Source organism: Commensalibacter papalotli (ex Botero et al. 2024), from assembly GCF_947179115.1.
GTDB lineage: Bacteria > Pseudomonadota > Alphaproteobacteria > Acetobacterales > Acetobacteraceae > Commensalibacter > Commensalibacter papalotli.
The window spans coordinates 611100-629330 of the sequence record NZ_CAMXCI010000001.1; the positions used below are offsets into that span (position 1 = coordinate 611100).

14 protein-coding genes, 1 tRNA gene and 1 pseudogene are annotated in these 18231 nt (G+C 35.3%); 4 read left to right on the forward strand and 12 right to left on the reverse strand.

The genetic code is table 11. The annotated features are described in order from the left end of the window. Positions 1–165: 165 nt before the first annotated feature. The 3 genes and pseudogenes from QMN76_RS10990 to QMN76_RS02810 form a co-directional block, all read right to left on the reverse strand. A pseudogene (locus tag QMN76_RS10990) lies at positions 166–327 on the reverse strand (phage antirepressor KilAC domain-containing protein); the annotation flags it as partial. Positions 328–390: 63 nt separating this feature from the next. Beyond that, positions 391–588, reverse strand: coding sequence for a hypothetical protein (locus QMN76_RS02805; protein WP_034336606.1), 198 nt, complete (start codon positions 586–588; stop codon positions 391–393). 17 nt (positions 589–605) lie between these two features. Then, on the reverse strand, positions 606–782 hold the full coding sequence (locus QMN76_RS02810; RefSeq protein ID WP_282023839.1) for a hypothetical protein: 177 nt from the start codon (positions 780–782) through the stop codon (positions 606–608). Positions 783–1986: 1204 nt separating this feature from the next. On the opposite strand from QMN76_RS02810, the gene QMN76_RS02815 reads away from it, so the two are divergent. After that, on the forward strand, positions 1987–3228 hold the full coding sequence (locus QMN76_RS02815; RefSeq protein WP_282023838.1) for a restriction endonuclease: 1242 nt from the start codon (positions 1987–1989) through the stop codon (positions 3226–3228). A 4-nt stretch (positions 3229–3232) separates the two neighbouring features. Here QMN76_RS02815 and QMN76_RS02820 read toward each other — a convergent pair whose 3' ends face one another. Then, on the reverse strand, positions 3233–4972 hold the full coding sequence (locus QMN76_RS02820; protein WP_282023837.1) for a ShlB/FhaC/HecB family hemolysin secretion/activation protein: 1740 nt from the start codon (positions 4970–4972) through the stop codon (positions 3233–3235). 228 nt (positions 4973–5200) lie between these two features. Between QMN76_RS02820 and QMN76_RS02825 the strand changes: the two genes are divergently transcribed. Both QMN76_RS02825 and QMN76_RS02830 read left to right on the forward strand, forming a co-directional pair. Next, a tRNA-Ser gene (locus QMN76_RS02825) sits at positions 5201–5291 on the forward strand. A gap of 604 nt (positions 5292–5895) precedes the next feature. Then, positions 5896–7161, forward strand: a complete 1266-nt coding sequence (locus QMN76_RS02830) for a Y-family DNA polymerase (protein ID WP_282023836.1) — start codon at positions 5896–5898, stop codon at positions 7159–7161. 633 nt (positions 7162–7794) lie between these two features. Here QMN76_RS02830 and lepA read toward each other — a convergent pair. The 7 genes from lepA to rpmI form a co-directional block, all read right to left on the reverse strand. Next, positions 7795–9600 carry a translation elongation factor 4 gene (lepA, locus tag QMN76_RS02835; protein ID WP_034336602.1) on the reverse strand — a complete coding sequence of 602 codons (1806 nt, stop codon included), beginning with the start codon at positions 9598–9600 and terminating at the stop codon, positions 7795–7797. Positions 9601–9683: 83 nt separating this feature from the next. Then, positions 9684–10589, reverse strand: coding sequence for a DMT family transporter (locus tag QMN76_RS02840; RefSeq protein WP_282023835.1), 906 nt, complete (start codon positions 10587–10589; stop codon positions 9684–9686). Positions 10590–10761: 172 nt separating this feature from the next. Further along, positions 10762–11667 carry a DMT family transporter gene (locus QMN76_RS02845; RefSeq protein ID WP_282023834.1) on the reverse strand — a complete coding sequence of 302 codons (906 nt, stop codon included), beginning with the start codon at positions 11665–11667 and terminating at the stop codon, positions 10762–10764. A gap of 88 nt (positions 11668–11755) precedes the next feature. Continuing rightward, positions 11756–14215: a phenylalanine--tRNA ligase subunit beta gene (gene pheT, locus QMN76_RS02850; RefSeq protein WP_282023833.1), complete on the reverse strand. Its 2460-nt coding sequence runs from the start codon at positions 14213–14215 to the stop codon at positions 11756–11758. Between the two features lie 3 nt (positions 14216–14218). After that, entirely contained in the window at positions 14219–15286 is a 1068-nt protein-coding gene (gene pheS / locus QMN76_RS02855) for a phenylalanine--tRNA ligase subunit alpha (RefSeq protein ID WP_034336593.1), read from the reverse strand. A 91-nt stretch (positions 15287–15377) separates the two neighbouring features. Continuing rightward, positions 15378–15734 carry a 50S ribosomal protein L20 gene (rplT, locus tag QMN76_RS02860; protein WP_034336591.1) on the reverse strand — a complete coding sequence of 119 codons (357 nt, stop codon included), beginning with the start codon at positions 15732–15734 and terminating at the stop codon, positions 15378–15380. Positions 15735–15748: 14 nt separating this feature from the next. Then, positions 15749–15955, reverse strand: a complete 207-nt coding sequence (gene rpmI / locus QMN76_RS02865) for a 50S ribosomal protein L35 (protein WP_034336589.1) — start codon at positions 15953–15955, stop codon at positions 15749–15751. A 230-nt stretch (positions 15956–16185) separates the two neighbouring features. Here rpmI and QMN76_RS02870 point away from each other — a divergent pair, with 230 nt between their 5' ends. Then, a complete protein-coding gene (locus tag QMN76_RS02870) occupies positions 16186–17124 on the forward strand; it encodes a DMT family transporter (protein WP_034336587.1) in 939 nt (312 codons plus the stop codon). A 530-nt stretch (positions 17125–17654) separates the two neighbouring features. Here QMN76_RS02870 and QMN76_RS02875 read toward each other — a convergent pair. Then, on the reverse strand, positions 17655–18167 hold the full coding sequence (locus QMN76_RS02875; RefSeq protein WP_282023832.1) for a ClbS/DfsB family four-helix bundle protein: 513 nt from the start codon (positions 18165–18167) through the stop codon (positions 17655–17657). Positions 18168–18231 lie beyond the last annotated feature (64 nt).

Below are 18231 nucleotides of genomic sequence, written 5' to 3' on the forward strand. Positions count from 1 at the left end.
CACTTGCTATAAAAATTAATCTATTATTATGCCAAAACGATACCCACCTTGAAGATCAGTTTTTGATATTATTTGCACAGCTTTCGATAAGACCAATACAGCTGGTTCTAACGAAAAATCACTCATGGACGCTCGATAAACATGTTTTTCTCTACAATTTTGGATTTATTCATGATACGCAATCCAGTTTTCATTTTCTACACTGCGACAAATACATTTTTTTTCTTTTAAATAATAAAACAAATTTTTAGGATTAATCTGTAAATTAATATCTACATCCGTAATACACATTAACCCATCGGATAATGAAATCCGATCGTAACCGTCTACTTTTGGTTTTTAATCACTTACTCTCATTTTCGAGTAAGATACAATTTTCAGTATAAGTCATTAATATACTTCGTAAAAATGATGGGTGGTTAAATATTTACCTTGATTTAAAGCATCGTGAGAACGAATGACCTGTAAGTTATAAGATGGGCTGATCCATATTACATAGGTATAAACAAGTTCTTCAACTACACAAATACCACGGTCACCATCCGTTCCAATTATTATTACATTTATAGGGCGCGCCGGAATCCCCACCGACCTCAATTCATCAACTAAATCTTTTTTTGCTCGTATCTTAACCATATACTTGGCTGTTTAGAATCATCCCTTCCAGATGCACGATGAAAATTGTAAATGCTATAATAATCTGCGTTAACTTGTCTGATTTTATTACCAGCAATAATCAATTCACTGGATTGATTATAAGCATGATTAAGATGATTATCCAATCAGTCACATCTTTTTTTCTAAGGTTTTTTTAAGAAAAGCAACGGGGTAGTTTGGCGACGTAACCGTTACTTTTCTTCTTTGTTTAATTAATAAAAAATAAAATTTAAACACTTAAACAACGCATATTTGCTCTGCTTCTTTCTTTATCCAATTTGGTAATTCGATAAATATTCTTGATTTGTACGTTTACTATTATTCATTTTAGTTCTTTATCTTGACATAGCCCAAATAGGGCTATTTTTGTCAATAAGAAAATGTGTAATTTATAAAAAAAATATTAAGATCTATTATGGACGATTTAGCATACTTTAGATTAAGAATACCTTTGGACTTAAAAGCAAAAATTGAAAATTATCTTGAGAAAAAGACAGTAATAAACTTAATAAACAAATGGTATTTTCATCTTTTCCACATGCCTTACAACAACTTATAAAAAATGCATCAATAAATCCATCAAACCAAAGTCCTAAACACAGTTATTATATCCTTTTAGAAAAAATTGATAAAATAGATGATGATTTAAAACATATAAAAGACAAACTAGACAAGAAATAGACCTTGCCAAACACTCCATGCAACAATATCATTTCGATAAAGAAAAATACGGAGAAATTATTACTCGCTTATGTGTTCGCTTTTGGATTACTTACCGTTTCTTATACTCAGAATATTGATAGCCAATCATCAATGACGACTCTAAAATATTTACCACTTTTTTATTTGTATCAAATGTTGTAGATAAACAAATGCCTTACATAAAGACATAACATCTCCACGATCCACTTCTCTTTTGAATACTTGGCTTGTTCATTTTTACGATTCGATTTGTAGCCTTAACTGATATAAACTATACCATAAAACATACAAATTATATAAAATAGTATTATAATATAAACGTCTATTTTTTTGAATTTGGCGCTTTTCTCTCTCTTTTAAAACTCTACTTTATGGTATAAAATATCGAATAAAATCAGTATTTTATAATATAGTTCAAAGTGAATATATAATTATTGTATATTCCTAATCATAAAATCATCTTTACTTTTAAAATACTTTTAGCCTAGATTACGTTCATATTGGCCCCAAAAGGTAAATGCTATTAAGTTTATTTGATAACTATTTATGAAATTTAAATTCTATTCTATTTTTTTGACTTTATCCGGTTTATGTTTTTTTATAGTACCTCGTTTTGCAACATCACAAATGATTGCGGATACATCTATCTGGCGATCCTCTGTCAATACCAAGCCACAACAAATAACCATTAGTGGTAAAGATAAGCTGTTTACAATTAATCTGTTTATTTCTCCAAAAAAACAGTCAATCTTACAAATTTCATATCAAGAAAATAATGATACTCTTCAAGATATTCGATCTTTAAATTTTACACTTGGTAAGCAAGTATTTATCCTTAAAAAACAAATTAAGGATATCCGTAATCAAGCAAAATTTGGCACGAGTTTAGAAACTTCCCAAGTGCAGATTTTAATTCAAAATCTTAGTACACAAAACAAAGCTTATATTACCCAAGACCGCGAATATATCGCGTTCTCTTTAAAAGGCTGTAATTCTATTATTTCTTCATTATTACAATATTTAGATAAAAACCCAATGCCTGAACTACAAGTTTTTTTTGATAAAGTGAATAGCCCCACCTTAACATCTTGGTTAAATCTTTCATTACAAGAAAATAAACTTTTATATGGAATGGGTTTAATCGTATTTTTATTACTATTCGGTCGTCATTTATTTAAGTGTATAGCCTATTTTTATAAAAAACGCAGAAATCGCTATCGCCTAAACAAAGCATATAAAATTGCTACTGATCAAATTGAACAAAATGCTAGTATTTTATATATTAAACGTGACCAGCTTTTATATAAAGATGCATATGGCAGCCTTATTGAAGACAAATGGATACAAGAGGTAAACCGCTTTATTCGCACTAAAATAAAACCTATATTAACCGAAAATCATCTATTGGAATATTATCCTCAAATTCACAAAAACACGATCAAAAAGATTTTATCTGTTGCCAAATATCCTCCTAGAACACAAAAAACTTTCTTTAAGAATTACAAAAAAACTAAGATTGAATATTCCCCCACAATGGATCCTTTTGATTATGAAGCCTATTGTGCTGAACTTCTAAGATTAAAAGGGTGGGATGCTGATGTGACCACTGCTAGTGGTGATCAAGGGGCCGATGTGATTGCTGTTAAAAACGGTATTACCTTTATTATTCAGTGTAAATTATATAGCAAACCCGTTGGAAACAAAGCTGTACAAGAAGTTAATGCTGCCAAAATTTTTTATCATGCTCATTATGCCGCTGTTGTTTCAAATGCTGCCTATACGATCTCTGCTCGACAACTAGCAGCATCTACAGAAGTAACCTTGTTACATCATGAAACTTTACAGAAATTTGCACAAACTTTGACTTAGCCTCTTATAATTTAACACCCACTTGAAAAGAAGCAATCCATCCTTCTGGTGACAGTCCTGATGTTGAAATCGCATGGGATACAGAGCTATCCCATATTAAAATACCATCTGATTTACGAAGACCAATCCCTGTCCCCGCTATATTGGCACTTTTTAATATTTTGGGCATATTATCATATGTATAAACCGCTCTGGTCATTCCTGCATCAGCAATAACGTATAACTCTATATCTTTTAAAAAAAATTCACAAAAACCATCATATCCAGCACATACAAGATGTTTTGTTGGTAATTGCCAAGATAAATCATTACGCATAAAAATACCTGCATTTCCTATTGCTGTTTTTTTAAGAAACCCTCGAACGGTATATGGACCACCAATAGAAAACCATTCATTTCCATATTGATTTTGGCTGCTATACTCACCGTGAATCACAGTATGCCAAGTTATTGTTTTTGTAATTGGTTTGAATCCATCGATATTTAAATATGGTTTAACATATTGTGTATGCGGCGCATATTTTCCTTGGTTAACCACCCAAGTTTTTGTACCCATACCACCCAGTCCAACCTTTGCCCCTATATTAATATACCAAGTTCGTCCCCATATTTTCAAAAATTCACCAACACCAATGTTCAAAGAAGCCAATTTTGCACTTTGCGAAGGTAGCCTTTCATAATTCGTATTATTTCGAAAATCTTTTAACTCATAGGAAACTGTTAATGTTGTCACATCCACCTTATGACGTGCAATTACTCTTGAAACACCAATACGATAATCTTTTTGTACTGTATCTAAACGCTTTTTTGTATCAGGCTGTGAAGGCATATAATAAAATTCATCTGAGCGCCACCAACCTCCAAATAACAACCAAGGCCCCAAAGGAATAGACCCTTCTGCATCTAAAAAAGAGTTGTGACCTTGACTTTGTCTGTTATTCAAAGAATGATCATATTCAAATGACCATAGATCTAATAAACCAAAAAGATCTGAGACATTCACAAAAGCTCGCCCCATTGTTCTACCAGAACTACTTTGACTGTTATTATCTGTTAATACTTTTCCATGAATCATACTGGTCTTGGGAACATCGATATGAACAACAGTATCTGTATCTTTTGTTTTAGGCAGGAATTTTAATGACGCTTCCCAACCTGATAAACGATTCATATTATCCAAGCCTTGTTCTAAATCATCTAGATTCAGAACGCCCCCACTCACCCAAGGAAAAGCCGTTATTTCATTTGAAGGTTGAGCACTGCCAGAAAATTCAAAAGACCCGACCTTATTTTCTAGCATTATAATTTTTAAATAACCTCCAGAAATATCTTGCTTAGGCAAATATGCACGAGATGTCACAAGCCTGTGCTTAACGTAAAGCTTATTGATATCCCCCAAAATAATATTAATATCTTGTAAACTTACACAACGACCTTTCCATTGATGAGTAATAGTGTTGATCGCCGCTTTAGAGATTTTTGTAACCCCTGTGACCTCAATATTATTCAATTCAACGCAAGATTTTATGGATAGCGTTGGAATTTTATCTGTGTCAGCCCCCAAATGATCTGGCACAACCATGGGTGTATCCATCATTTGTTGTCTTTGTCGGTAATGCGTATTTTGCAAATATCCAAAATATTGGTTATTACCATAATATGCCAAAGCAGGCCTTACCAATAATGGTAATCCCGTACCAATTAAAATACATAAAAACAGCATATAACGTAAATAAACAGTCATACGAAATTAATAGCAATAATCTTTGTAAAACCAAACAAATAAAAGCACTTATGGATCACTTTGATATATATATTTCTTTTAGTATGACCTAAAAAAAACAATAAAATGCTTCAGACGACTTAAATCCTCATTATTCTCAACTAATAATTAAAAAAATCAGAAAATAATTTTTTTTACTTGCCTCTTATGAAAAAATTGATATTGTTCTTTTTACTGAGGCAATCTTTAGGAGAGATGGCCGAGCGGCTTAAGGCGCACGCTTGGAAAGCGTGTGTGCGTTAATAGCGTACCATGGGTTCGAATCCCATTCTCTCCGCCATATAAGATTTATATATTGTTTCAAATAATACCAAATTCAAAATAAAACAGCCATTTATTTCATTAATAAAGATCCCATATGACATCAAACAGACCCATTGCATCCCATAAAAATAGGGGTATAATAAGGGGTATCAATGTTTTAATAGGGCTATTATGGCTAAAACGAAGAAGCCTTGATCAGATATAGCTATTAAAAATGTCAAACCTCACGAATTTTTTTCGTTTATCTGTGCTGCAAAAATTTTAAATATGATTATATGTCGTTGGTTCCATCTGCATAGTATCCATAGCAGAGTTTTTGCTAAGTTGTTTTAGATACGTGCAACTTTCAGCATATTTCTATGCCAAAATTGTAGCCCTAACTTGATTAGTGGTTCTAGCACCGCCAAAACCTAAACAATTCAAGGCTGGAGTTACAATTTCATTTTCAAATAAAATATCTAAATTTCCACAGTGACTTTAAACATTTTGTGTTCCTTTGATGATAAAAAATTGTTTAAAAAATCATAAAAGAGGAAATGTTTATTTTGAAAAAAAGTCATTGAATTTATTACTAAAAATAGATATTTTAAATAAATTTCTTTATTGATTGATTCTCGATTATGTATGGCTTAATTGACTGCAATAACTTCTACGCTTCTTGTGAGCGCGTTTTTAATCCCAAACTAGAAGGGAAACCTATAGGTATCCTTTCAAATAATGATGGTTGTGTTATTGCCAGATCCAATGAACTTAAACCTTTTGTACCAATGGCAATGCCCGCGTTTAAAATTCCACCTCATATCAAAAAGAAAATAACCTTACTCAGCTCTAATTATGAGCTTTATGGTGATATGAGCCAAAGGGTCTTCTCTATTGTTCAAGACTATATCTACGACACAGAGCTTTATTCAATTGACGAGGCCTTTTTGCGCCTGCAATATCAACAAAATCCAATTGAATATTGTCGCTCTCTGAGGATAATAATTCGTAAATGCACGGGCATTCCCGTTTCAATTGGAATAGCACCAACCCGAACGTTAGCTAAAATCGCTAATCATCTTGCCAAAAAGAACCCAGAGCACCACGGCGTTTATCGTTTACAACTTGATAATACTGTATTTGAAACCGCCTTAAAGCAACTTCCTGTTTCTGAAATCTGGGGCGTCGGTCGGAAAATATCAGCCAAATTAACTAACATGGGTATTCAAACAGCATGGCAACTTAAAAATTGTAATGCCAATCTTCTAGGCAAACAATTCTCTGTTGTCCTAGAACGCACTATTTTAGAATTGCGCGGCACTCCTTGTATTGAACTAGAAGGAATACATACACCCAAAAAGAATATCATGACTTCTCGTAGCTTTGGAAAAACTACAAATGATCTTAATGATCTGCAGGAAGCTATTCGGCTACATGCCAGTAAAGGTGCAGAAAAACTGCGCGCTCAACATTCATTGGCACAAGCAGTTCTTGTCTTTTTAAAAACCAATCGTTTTGGTGAACAACAATCTCAATACCATCCATCAATCGTCATTCCCCTTCTCTATCCAACAAATGATACTCGTGATATTATTAAGGCAGCCCAGAATGGTGTTTATCAAATATTTAAAGAAAATTACTTTTACCAAAAAGCAGGCGTAATGATGTTGGACGTTATTAATCAGGATAAACGACAACTCAATTTTTTTAGCCCTATCGAAGATGAGGAGGTAAAAAAACATAGTAATCGTTTGATGCAAACACTAGATACAATCAATAAAAAAATGGGAAGCAACACCATCAGCTTTGGTGGCACAAACGCAAATGCACCATGGAACTTAAAACGAGACTTATTAAGCCAGCGATATACAACAAAGTGGAATGAACTGCCTGTGGTTAAAGCTTAATAAAACAATGAAATTCCTCATTATTTTATCTGAAACAAGATACTCACATGTAAAACTCATCCTCTTTCAAAAATTTTTGTGAATATAATTAGGGTATATTTCAAAGCTAACCAACATCAATCTTACACAGAAGTATATGACACTAGGAAAATGTAGATACACAAAAATGATACTATATAATGACCTCATAAATTAAGAGCAGAACATAGAGTAAAAATCGACACTATGATCAACCTAGATCTGAATAAATTTAAGATTAAAATCTTTAATTGATTTTATGGGTTTTACTTATAAAATATTATAAAAATATTTATCAACTTCTGCAAAATCAGCTATGCATTGATATAAAAAACAAAGATGTTTTTTCAGAACAATAATATGGCAAATCATAGGATGATAATTTCCCATTCTCGCCCATATTTAAAGAGTTTAATTAACACTTCACTTCATTTTAAGTAAAGGCCACCACACTACCTCATAAATACCATCATCAAGATAATTCACACTCGCACGAAAACCTTTATTGGGGTTGAAATGATTAACATATAATTTAATAATATTTTATCAAACCTAATGGCTTGAATTTTCTATTCATAAAAGCAAACTAACGCATCTTATGAATAGAAAATAGGATTATCGGTCAATTTTCAATGCTGCAAGAAAAGCAGATTGTGGAATTTCAACTTTACCAAATTGGCGCATCCGCTTTTTGCCTTCTTTTTGTTTATCCAACAACTTACGTTTACGGGAAATATCACCACCATAACATTTGGCCGTTACGTCCTTGGACAAAGCCCCAATCGTCTCACGAGCAATAACACGTCCACCAATGGCTGCTTGAACCGCAATTTTAAATAGTTGGCGAGGAATCAAATCTTTTAACTTGGAGCAAATAGCACGCCCCCTACTCTCTGCTACAGAACGATGGGCCACAAATGCCAAAGCATCGACCGGCTCTTGGTTTACCAAAATACTGATCCGAACAAGATCACTTTCTTCATACCCGTCCATTTGATATTCAAAACTAGCGTAACCACGAGTTGCAGATTTTAAACGATCATAAAAGTCGAAGACAACTTCATTCAATGGTAAACGATAAATTGCCATTGCTCTTGATCCAACATAAGTTAAATCGATCTGCTCTCCACGTCGTTCTGTACATAATCCCAATACAGCACCCAAATATTCATCTGGCACCATAATAGAGGCTTTGATCCAAGGCTCTTCAATATGATCAATAGAAGTTGGATCAGGCATATCTGCAGGATTATGCAAATCCTCTATTGATCCATCATTTTTAAATAAATGATAAACAACAGATGGTGCTGTTGCGATCAAGTTTAGATCGAATTCACGACTTAATCGTTCTTGGATAATTTCTAAATGTAATAAACCAAGAAAACCACATCTAAACCCAAAACCTAAAGCTGCAGAAGTTTCAGGTTCATAGTGAAAAGACGCATCATTAAGTTGCAGTTTACCTAAGCTTTCACGTAATTTTTCAAAATCATCCGCATCCATTGGATATAAACCACACCAAACTACAGGTACAGACGGTTTAAATCCATCCAGTACTTTGGCTGCTGGTTTTTTATCATCAGTAATAGTATCCCCAACATGACAATCAGCAACTGTTTTAATCGCTGCATTAATAAAACCCATCTCTCCTGCGCCTAAAGATTCTACTTCGCGCATATGCGGGGTAAACACACCAACTTGTTCAACACTATAGGTGCTATTGTTAAACATCATTCGAATACGCATACCTTTTTTGATGCGTCCTGCTTTAACACGCACCAAAATAATAACACCTAAATAAGTATCATACCAACTATCAACCAACAGTGCTTGTAAAGGCGCATCGACATCTCCTGTTGGTGGTGGTAGACGTGTTACCAAAGCATCCAAGACAGCTTCGATATTTAACCCTGTTTTGGCGGATACTCCAATCGCATCATCTGCTGGAATACCAATAATTTCTTCTATTTGTGCTTTGGTTGCCTCTACATCAGCAGCTGGTAAATCAACTTTGTTTAATACAGGCACAATTTCATGGCGCGCATCAATAGCTTGATACACATTGGCAAGTGTTTGTGCTTCCACCCCTTGAGAAGCGTCAACAACCAACAAGGATCCTTCACACGCAGCCAAGGAACGACTAACCTCATATGCAAAATCAACATGGCCCGGCGTATCCATCAAATTTAATATATAGGTTTGACCATCTTTTGCCTTATATTGCAATCTTACTGTTTGCGCTTTAATGGTAATACCGCGTTCACGTTCAATATCCATACTATCTAAAACTTGCGCTTGCATCTCTCGCTGGGTTAACCCACCACAAGCTTGAATCAACCGATCAGCAAGGGTTGATTTCCCATGATCAATATGGGCGATAATTGAAAAATTACGGATTAATTCTAAAGGCGTATCTGTCATAGGGGCACCAACAAGGCAAAAATGATAACTTAAACAATAATAGTATATTAAAGCATATTTCTATACGCTTTTGCTAAAAAATACTACGATCCTTTTTCTTTTTTTAATGGATAGGCTGCAACAACAGCTCCCCCTACAATTAAAAGAACAGCAAATAGCAAGCTAAACGTTACAGAGGCCCTTCCTGCCAGCACTAACCAACAAGTTGAAAGTAACGGTGCTAAATAGGATAACGATCCGATTAAAGACAAATCTGCATTTTTAGTCGCATAATCCCAAGCCAAAAACGCAACCCCTATGGGACCACATCCTAGATACAAAATAATACAAATATCTTTTAGAGAATTTAGCATGATAGTGGTTTCAAACATAAAATGAATAGCCATAGAAACCAATGCAATACCGCCACACACCCCAATCATCATTGCTGTTGGAACAGCAGCATATTTACGATTAACAATCGAATAAATTGCCCAAACAACACCACTTAACAAGCCAAAAATATACCCAAGAACAACTGTAAAATTAATTACAGAACCTTTATCCGCAGGCATTAAACAAATCATACCTACCAAGCCCATGACTGCCCCTAATAAGTAAGCAATATGGAATTGTCTTTTACTTAAAATTGCAAGCGCAATAACCAACATAATCGGCCACAGATAAGATAACAAGGTTACTTTGGCAGGAGGCGCAAAGCTAAGTCCTAAATAATCAAATACATAAAAGAAAAATAGACCACAAAACGCCGTTAACCAAGGTGCTATAGGTTGCACCATTTCTTGTAAGCGCCCAGTGAAAGCTAAAATAATACTGCCAATAATAAATGCTTCACCAAAGCCAAACCACAAAAGCTGAAACCTTGGAATATGCGGTAAAGAAGTGATCGTAACGGAGGAGCTGGACCACAGTAAAATCGTTAATAACCCAGCCGATGTTCCTAAAAACATTCTAGATTTTATAATGGCTGACTTTTTAATAATGGACATCTTTAATAAACCAACAAAATATTAAATTAAAAAAGCCCACACAAATTGGCATGGACTTGTACAGTTTAATTAGATGTTATGCTAATATGATAATCCTAGATACAGTATTTATTAAATTTAATTATTATGTATATATCTCCTAAATATCAGATCATATAAATCTAGTATAATTTTATGATTCTTTTGTTTTTTTTAATGGATAGGTTGCAACCACAGCACCACCCACAATCAAAATAACAGCCACTAATAACCCAACTGTTGCAGGTGCTCTCCCTGCAATAACTAACCATAAAGTAGAAAGTAATGGAGCTAAATACGATAATGATCCCATTAAAGATAAATTAGCATTCTTGGTTGCATAATCCCATGCCAAAAACGCAATTCCCATAGGACCACACCCTAAGTATAAAATAATAGCCATCTCTTTAAAGGATTGCGGCATAATTGTAGGTTCAAACGCAAAATGAATAGCCATTGAAACCAAAGAAATTCCTCCACAAACACCAATTATCATTCCTGTTGGAACAAAAGTATATTTACGATTAAAAATTGAATAAATTGTCCAAACAATTGCACATAAACATCCCAAGAAATAACCAAAAAAGACCCCAGAAGTTAAGACAGAACCTTTATCAGCAGGCATAATGAAACTTGTTCCAATCAATCCCATCAGTGCCCCAAGTAAATAAGCAATATGAAAATGTTTTTTGCTTAAAAATGCAATACAAACAACCAACATTGTTGGCCACAAATAAGAAAGTAACGTCACTTTGGCTGGGGGGGCAAAATTTAATCCAACAAAGTAGAATAAATGAAAAAAGAAAATTCCACAAAAAGCCGTAAACCAAGGCGCAAAAGGCTGAGCCATTTCTCGTAAGCGCCCAGTCAAGGCTAGAATAATACTACCAATAATAAAAGCTTCGCCAAATCCAAACCATAAAAGCTGAAATCTGGGAATATTTGGCAAAGAAGTTGTCATTACAGCCAAACTTGACCAAAGTAAGATAGTAAGTAAACCTGAACCTGTTGCTACAAGAAGTTTAGATTTTCTGATAGAGTTTTTTTGTAAAGATGACATTATTATACGAACCAATTTAAATAAAGAATAGTAAAACAAAAAAAGCCCATGCAGAATACCTACATGGGCTTTTTTTCATATTCTTACTTTACCGTAAAGTTCCACCTGTTAGTCGCGAAACTTCTTTGATAATTTTTTGGGAAATTGCCTCAATTTCTTCGTCTTTTAAACTGTGATCCTGAGGCTGCAATGTAACTTGAATAGCAACAGATTTATTTCCTTCTGATACTTTTTCACCTACATAAACGTCAAAAAGCTCTACGTTAGATATAAATTGACGATCAGCTTGTTTGGCTGCACCAAGCACTTTACCCACTTGCACGCCTTTTTTCACTACAAAAGCAAAATCACGCTTTAAGGGTTGGAATGGTGGCAAGAAAGGTGGTTTTTTCTTTTGTGCTTTTTTAGAAATTATATTATCAACCATAATTTCAAAAATCATAGGTGCCTGGTCAAATCCAAATTCTTTGACCAAAGATGGATGTAATTCTCCAAAATAACCCAAAATATTTTTGGGGCCCAAGCTTAATCGACCAGAACGACCAGGATGATAATAGATCGGCGTATCAGTTGTTACTTGTAAAGAATCTACAGTAACCCCCAAACCTTCAAGCACCGTATAGACATCTGCTTTAACGTCCCATAATGTAACTTCTGGTGCTTTACCATTAATCTGGCGGGGCATTACCCCATAACGTATGCCTGCGGCAATTGTTTTTTCAAACTCTTGAACGAAAGCAGGGCCAACTTCAAAAAATCCTATATTAGCCCATCCTCGAGCAATATTACGTTGTGCTGTTGGTAACAATGAAGCCAAAGGTGTTGGACGCAACTGATCCATATCATTTGAAATTGGATTAAGCAAACGCAAATCCTCTGAAGCATCACCCAAACGCGCTGCAATCTCATGATCAACAAAAGAAAAACCAACCGTTTCTACCAAAGCACGCGCTGCTAATATACGAGCACAATAAGTAGAGCGTTCTTGCTCGGGGGTCAACGCTGCTTTTGGAATAGCTTGGCATCTTGGCAATGAAACCTCTGGTACATGATCCAAACCGATGATGCGTAAAACTTCTTCAATCAGATCAACTTCACCTTCCATTGCGTGTGCAATTTGTTGAAGGTCGACTGCTCTCACAGCTTCGATACTGGGATGTTGTGCCATATTCATGGGCATCACAATATCATTTCGCCATGAAGGTATTTCAACAGTTACCGAAAACTCATCTTGATTTTGCACTACAAAACCCAAGGATGTTAAAATCTCGACTACTTTGTGTGGAGCGACTTCCATCCCACCAAATTCTTTTAACTGTGCAAAACGTAAGGTCGCATTGCGTTGCCACGCAGGTTCAGCACCAACGCTTACCACTTCGCTGGCTTTCCCACCACAAAGATCCAAAATCATCTGTGTAGCAGCTTCCATTGCATCTGGTAATAATGCTTGATCTACACCCCGTTCGAAACGTTGTCGGGCATCTGTTGTGATAAAATGACGACGGCCACTTAATGCGATGGTTACTGGGTTAAATAAAGCACATTCGATAAAAACACTGGAAGTTTCTTCTGTTACACCTGTATGGTCTCCGCCCATCAATCCAGCCAGAGACTGAACACCAGATTGATCAGCAATCACACAATCTTTGTCTGTAACTTGATATTCTTTGCCATCTAAAGCAATGAATTTTTCACCTTGACCAGGACAAAGCGTTAATGTGTTTCCTGTAATTTTATCAACGTCAAATACATGTAATGGACGACCAAGATCAAACGTAAAGAAATTAGTAATATCAACAAGCAGTGATATTGGACGAACGCCAACAGCTCTTAATCGCGCTTGCAGCCATTCTGGACTGGGGCCATTTTTTACATTGGTAATTGTACGGCCCAATATCCACGGACAAGCTTGGGTGAATTGATTATCCCATGTAATCTCTGAAGGAAAAGAACCCTCAACTGCTTTTGGTTCCCAAGGTTTCAAAGTCCCCATACCGACCGCTGCCAAATCCCTGGCAATATTACGAATAGATAGCGCATCACCTCTATTCGGTGTAATCGAAATTTCAATTACTGGATCATTTAAATCCGCAAAATCAACATAAGATGTACCAACAGTGGCATCTTCTGGCAACTCCATAATGCCGTCTTGCTCTGCACCAAGCCCAAGCTCTTCGGTTGAGCACATCATACCATTACTTTGTTCACCACGGATTTTGCCCGCTTTAAGCGTAATATCACTGCCTGGAACATAAGTCCCAACAGGAGCAAATATGGTTACCAGTCCAGCTATGGCATTTGGAGCCCCACATACAACCTGAACATTCTCAAATCCCTCACCCGCGTCCACTTGGCAAACTTGCAAACGATCTGCATTTGGGTGTTGGGCGGCAGATAAAATACGCGCAATTCTGAATGCACCAAGTGTCTTACCTGGATCTTCCACCCCTTCAACTTCTAACCCAATAACATTTAAGGCTGCACAGATTTCATCAAGGGATTTATTAGTATCTAAATGGTCACGTAACCAGGATAAAGTAAATTTCATTGCTTATATCCCCTCATGCAAGGCAACAGATCTAAAGGATGAAAAACCATAATGGCGTAACCAACGAACGTCCCCTTCGTAAAAAGATCGTAAATCAGAAATACCATATTTTAACATAGTTAAGCGTTCGATACCCATACCAAAAGCAAAAGCTTGCCATTCACTGGGATCAACACCACAATTAGCCAGCACTCTGGAGTGCATCATTCCCGACCCCAAGATCTCTAACCAATCTGAACTGCCACCCAATTCACCTGTTTTACGATTCCAACCAATATCAATTTCCATAGAAGGTTCTGTAAAAGGAAAATAAGAAGAGCGAAAACGCACAGGTAAATGTGGAATACCAAAATAAGCACGTAAGAAATCCACTAAACACCCTTTTAAATGCCCAAGGGTAAGACCTTTCTCCACAACCATTCCTTCACATTGATGAAACATTGGAGAATGTGTAGCGTCATGATCTGCACGATAAGTACGACCAGGAGCAATGATACGAATAGGTGGTTCTTGATCCAGCAAAGTGCGGATTTGTACTGTTGATGTATGAGTACGCAAAACTTTTTGCTGACCATTAAGGGGATCAGAAGGTAAATAAAAAGTATCGTGATCAGCACGCGCTGGATGATTTTCATCAATATTTAATGCTGAGAAATTAAACCAATCTGTATCAACATTTGGACCTTCAGCAACTTTAAAACCCATCGTGCCAAAAATTGCAGTAATTTCTTCAATCGTTCTGCGTAATGGATGCAAAAAACCCGTCGTCACAGTTACAGGCATAGTAATATCGACTGCCTCTGCACTTAGCTTTTCATTTAATGCAATTTCTTCTAAAACTACTTTACGGGTTTCAATCGCTTGAGTTAACTCATCGCGTAATTTATTTAAAATCCCACCACGCTCTTTACGCAATTCAGGTGGGCATTTTCCCAATTCCTTGAGTTTTTGCGTTAATGAAGCTGATTTTCCCAATGTTGCAACACGCACAGCATCCCAAGCACGTAAATCTTGTGCTTTATCCAATGCCAAAAGCGTTTCTTGCTTGATACTTTCTAGATCGTTATCCATCTCAACCCTCAAATAAACAAAAAAGGCCGTCTTTGCAGACAGCCCTCTTTTCTACTCATTTTCATGAACAGACAAATCTTATTATTAAGACTTAAGCGAGAGCCGCTTGTGCCTTTTTAACAATTTCTGCAAAAGTTGCTGCATCATCATATGCAATCGCAGCTAATACTTTACGGTCTAACTCGATACCTGCTTTGTTCAAACCATTGATAAAGCGGCTGTAGGTTAAGCCATGTTCACGAACTGCTGCGTTGATACGTTGAATCCATAATGCACGGAAATCACGTTTTTTAACGCGACGATCACGATATGCATATTGTAAAGATTTTTCCAAGCGTTCCAAAGCAATACGATAGTTCGTAGAAGAACGACCACGGAATCCTTTAGATTGACTTAATACTTTTTTATGACGAGCGTGTGTTGTGACGCCGCGTTTTACTCTTGCCATGGTTCAATTATTCCTTAACGTGATAGGCCGTATGGGGCCCATTGTTTAACCGTACGACCATCTTGTGGTTCTAATGTTTGTGAACCGCGATTGGTACGTTTTGCTTTTTGAGTACGGTTAATCAAACCGTGGCGTTTATTACCAGGACCAGCCAGGACTTTACCAGTAGCCGTGATTTTAAAGCGTTTTTTGACCGATGATTTGGTCTTCATCTTGGGCATTTCTATCTCCTTTGAATACAAAGTTTCACATCCCATTATGGGAGCACGTCACAAAGTGGGCATGCCCTATATTTCAGCCCAACCCGTAAACGTAGTGTGTTTATATAACCACTATTCATTATAAGCTCAAGCAAAATCATTCAAAATAAATAAAAAACTTTTGTTTTTTTATTAGAAATTAAATACAGAAAGAATAACTTCTCTTTTAAATACAAATAAGCTTTGAACCTATGCCAATTTCTAGTATCCGACAAACCCTTGACTCAATTAAAACAATCAATCTGACCAGCGAACGCGCAGGAATGATTTATATTATTGTTGCTGGATGTATTTGGGGATTTGGTGGGGTCGTGGGGCAATATGTCTTACAATATAAACATATTGATGCTGCTTGGATTATTGGAATTCGATTGTGGCTTCCAGGATTATTGTTATTAACTTTATGTTACCGCAAACATAAAAAGGCAATTTTCAATCCTCTTAAAAACCCTCAAGAACTGATGTTACTGATCATCTTTTCTATTGTTGGAATGATGGCATCTCAGCTTTTTTATTTTTTAACCATCAAATATTCGAATGCTGCAACTGCTACGATATTACAATATTTATATCCAGTAGTCATCGCCATTATTCTGGCAATTTATCTAAGAAAACGTCCATCTATTTATGTGATGATTTCAATTATTCTAGCTATCATTGGCGCTTTTTGTCTTGTAACTGATGGATCGATTGATAATATCACCTTGCCTGCTAAAGCAATTGTTTACGGTTCTATATGTGTTATTGGTTCAGTTACTTATACACTTTTACCCATACCTTTGTTGAAAAAGTATAATACAAGCACCATTGCAGGATGGGGAATGTTAATTGGTGGCATTGTTTTAAATTTCTTTCATCCTTTTTGGCAATTTTCTGGTATTTTAGATTTTCAAGCTATTATCTGTATTCTCTTCATTATCTTTGCTACTGGGATGTTGGCATTTTTACTTTATCTTATCGGAGTAAAAATTATTGGCAGTTCTAAAGGCAGTATCCTTGCTACGATTGAACCCTTAGCTGCTGCCTTTTCCTCAGTCATTTTTTTAAATGTTAAATTTAGCATAGTTGATTGGATTGGCGCTGCCTGTATTATTGCGATGATTGTAATATTGGCTAAAAATAAAGTTTAAATGATCTTTCTTCATAATGTTATTATTTGATTATATATTCTTAGACTTAAACCATAAGCACAAAGAAGCAGTTCTTGAACTGCAACTGTAAATATACATGCATAAGTCAAAGCACAATATGCCCCCACAACAATAGAGGCTCTTAGTTGTATTTGATTATAAGACTACCCAGAACAATATAAGTTATGATATCAGACATATGGATTATATCCCAATATTATTAGTAAAATTGCAGTAAAAATACTGAGTAACCAAGCGACGAAATATGAACAAACCTCTCGGTTATTATTATCAAGATCATCTTTGAAAATAGACCTTCAACCATCCAAAATGGCGTTGCCCTCAGCACCCCAACAATAAAGCCTAAAATCATTTTCACTCTATTATAAATAGATACCACACTTAATTATTATTTATATTTCTAACCTCTCTGAAACTCAACTATAAATGATTGAATAACAAATATGATTAGATCACGTTGATGACTAATAAAAAAAATTAAACGCAATAAGACATAAACTGAAGATATTCTACAATATCATTAGTTTTTTATATTTTTTAATTTTTTTAAATGCCCAATCATAATGACTTGACGTGGCAGAAATTGAAACACTCGCTAAATGTGCGCTACCAGTCCAAGAAAAAAAATTTTTAGTATATAATTCTTCGTTTGAGAATTGAGTTATCCGTTTCATAACTTGATGATGACTTTGATCTAACAATTTTTTGGCAACATTAAAATCTGTGCTCTGATGTTTTTTCCAAAATTCAATATTCATCAACGGATATGTTTTCCAATTATAAGGCGCAGGTATAAAGGGAAATATCTCTTTGTTTGTTGTGTTTTGTTCTGTCCAATTTAAATAAAGCTGATGCCATTCATAAAGATGAATTAAAACATCTCTGATATTTCGATCCCTATCCTCAAAAGGAAAAGTTCCGAATTGCTTTTCTATGGGAATAGTGTCTACCGTAGAAATTAATTTTTCATAATTACTTTGCGATAATAAAAGCAAGTCATCTTTATTTGTAGGCCTTACCAAATGATTCCCCCAATAAAATCTATTTTCAAAATGATGCTTATTATTGCCTCATCAACAACGATAT

What these genes read in the sequence shown, in the direction of transcription:
- QMN76_RS02820 (WP_282023837.1), bottom strand. Translation starts at nt 4,972, where the DNA reads ATGACTGTTTATTTACGTTATATGCTGTTTTTATGTATTTTAATTGGT.
- QMN76_RS02830 (WP_282023836.1), top strand. Translation starts at nt 5,896, where the DNA reads ATGTATGGCTTAATTGACTGCAATAACTTCTACGCTTCTTGTGAGCGC.
- lepA (WP_034336602.1), bottom strand. Translation starts at nt 9,600, where the DNA reads ATGACAGATACGCCTTTAGAATTAATCCGTAATTTTTCAATTATCGCC.
- QMN76_RS02870 (WP_034336587.1), top strand. Translation starts at nt 16,186, where the DNA reads ATGCCAATTTCTAGTATCCGACAAACCCTTGACTCAATTAAAACAATC.
- pheS (WP_034336593.1), bottom strand. Translation starts at nt 15,286, where the DNA reads ATGGATAACGATCTAGAAAGTATCAAGCAAGAAACGCTTTTGGCATTG.
- rplT (WP_034336591.1), bottom strand. Translation starts at nt 15,734, where the DNA reads ATGGCAAGAGTAAAACGCGGCGTCACAACACACGCTCGTCATAAAAAA.
- QMN76_RS02840 (WP_282023835.1), bottom strand. Translation starts at nt 10,589, where the DNA reads ATGTCCATTATTAAAAAGTCAGCCATTATAAAATCTAGAATGTTTTTA.
- pheT (WP_282023833.1), bottom strand. Translation starts at nt 14,215, where the DNA reads ATGAAATTTACTTTATCCTGGTTACGTGACCATTTAGATACTAATAAA.
- QMN76_RS02815 (WP_282023838.1), top strand. Translation starts at nt 1,987, where the DNA reads ATGATTGCGGATACATCTATCTGGCGATCCTCTGTCAATACCAAGCCA.
- QMN76_RS02845 (WP_282023834.1), bottom strand. Translation starts at nt 11,667, where the DNA reads ATGTCATCTTTACAAAAAAACTCTATCAGAAAATCTAAACTTCTTGTA.
- rpmI (WP_034336589.1), bottom strand. Translation starts at nt 15,955, where the DNA reads ATGCCCAAGATGAAGACCAAATCATCGGTCAAAAAACGCTTTAAAATC.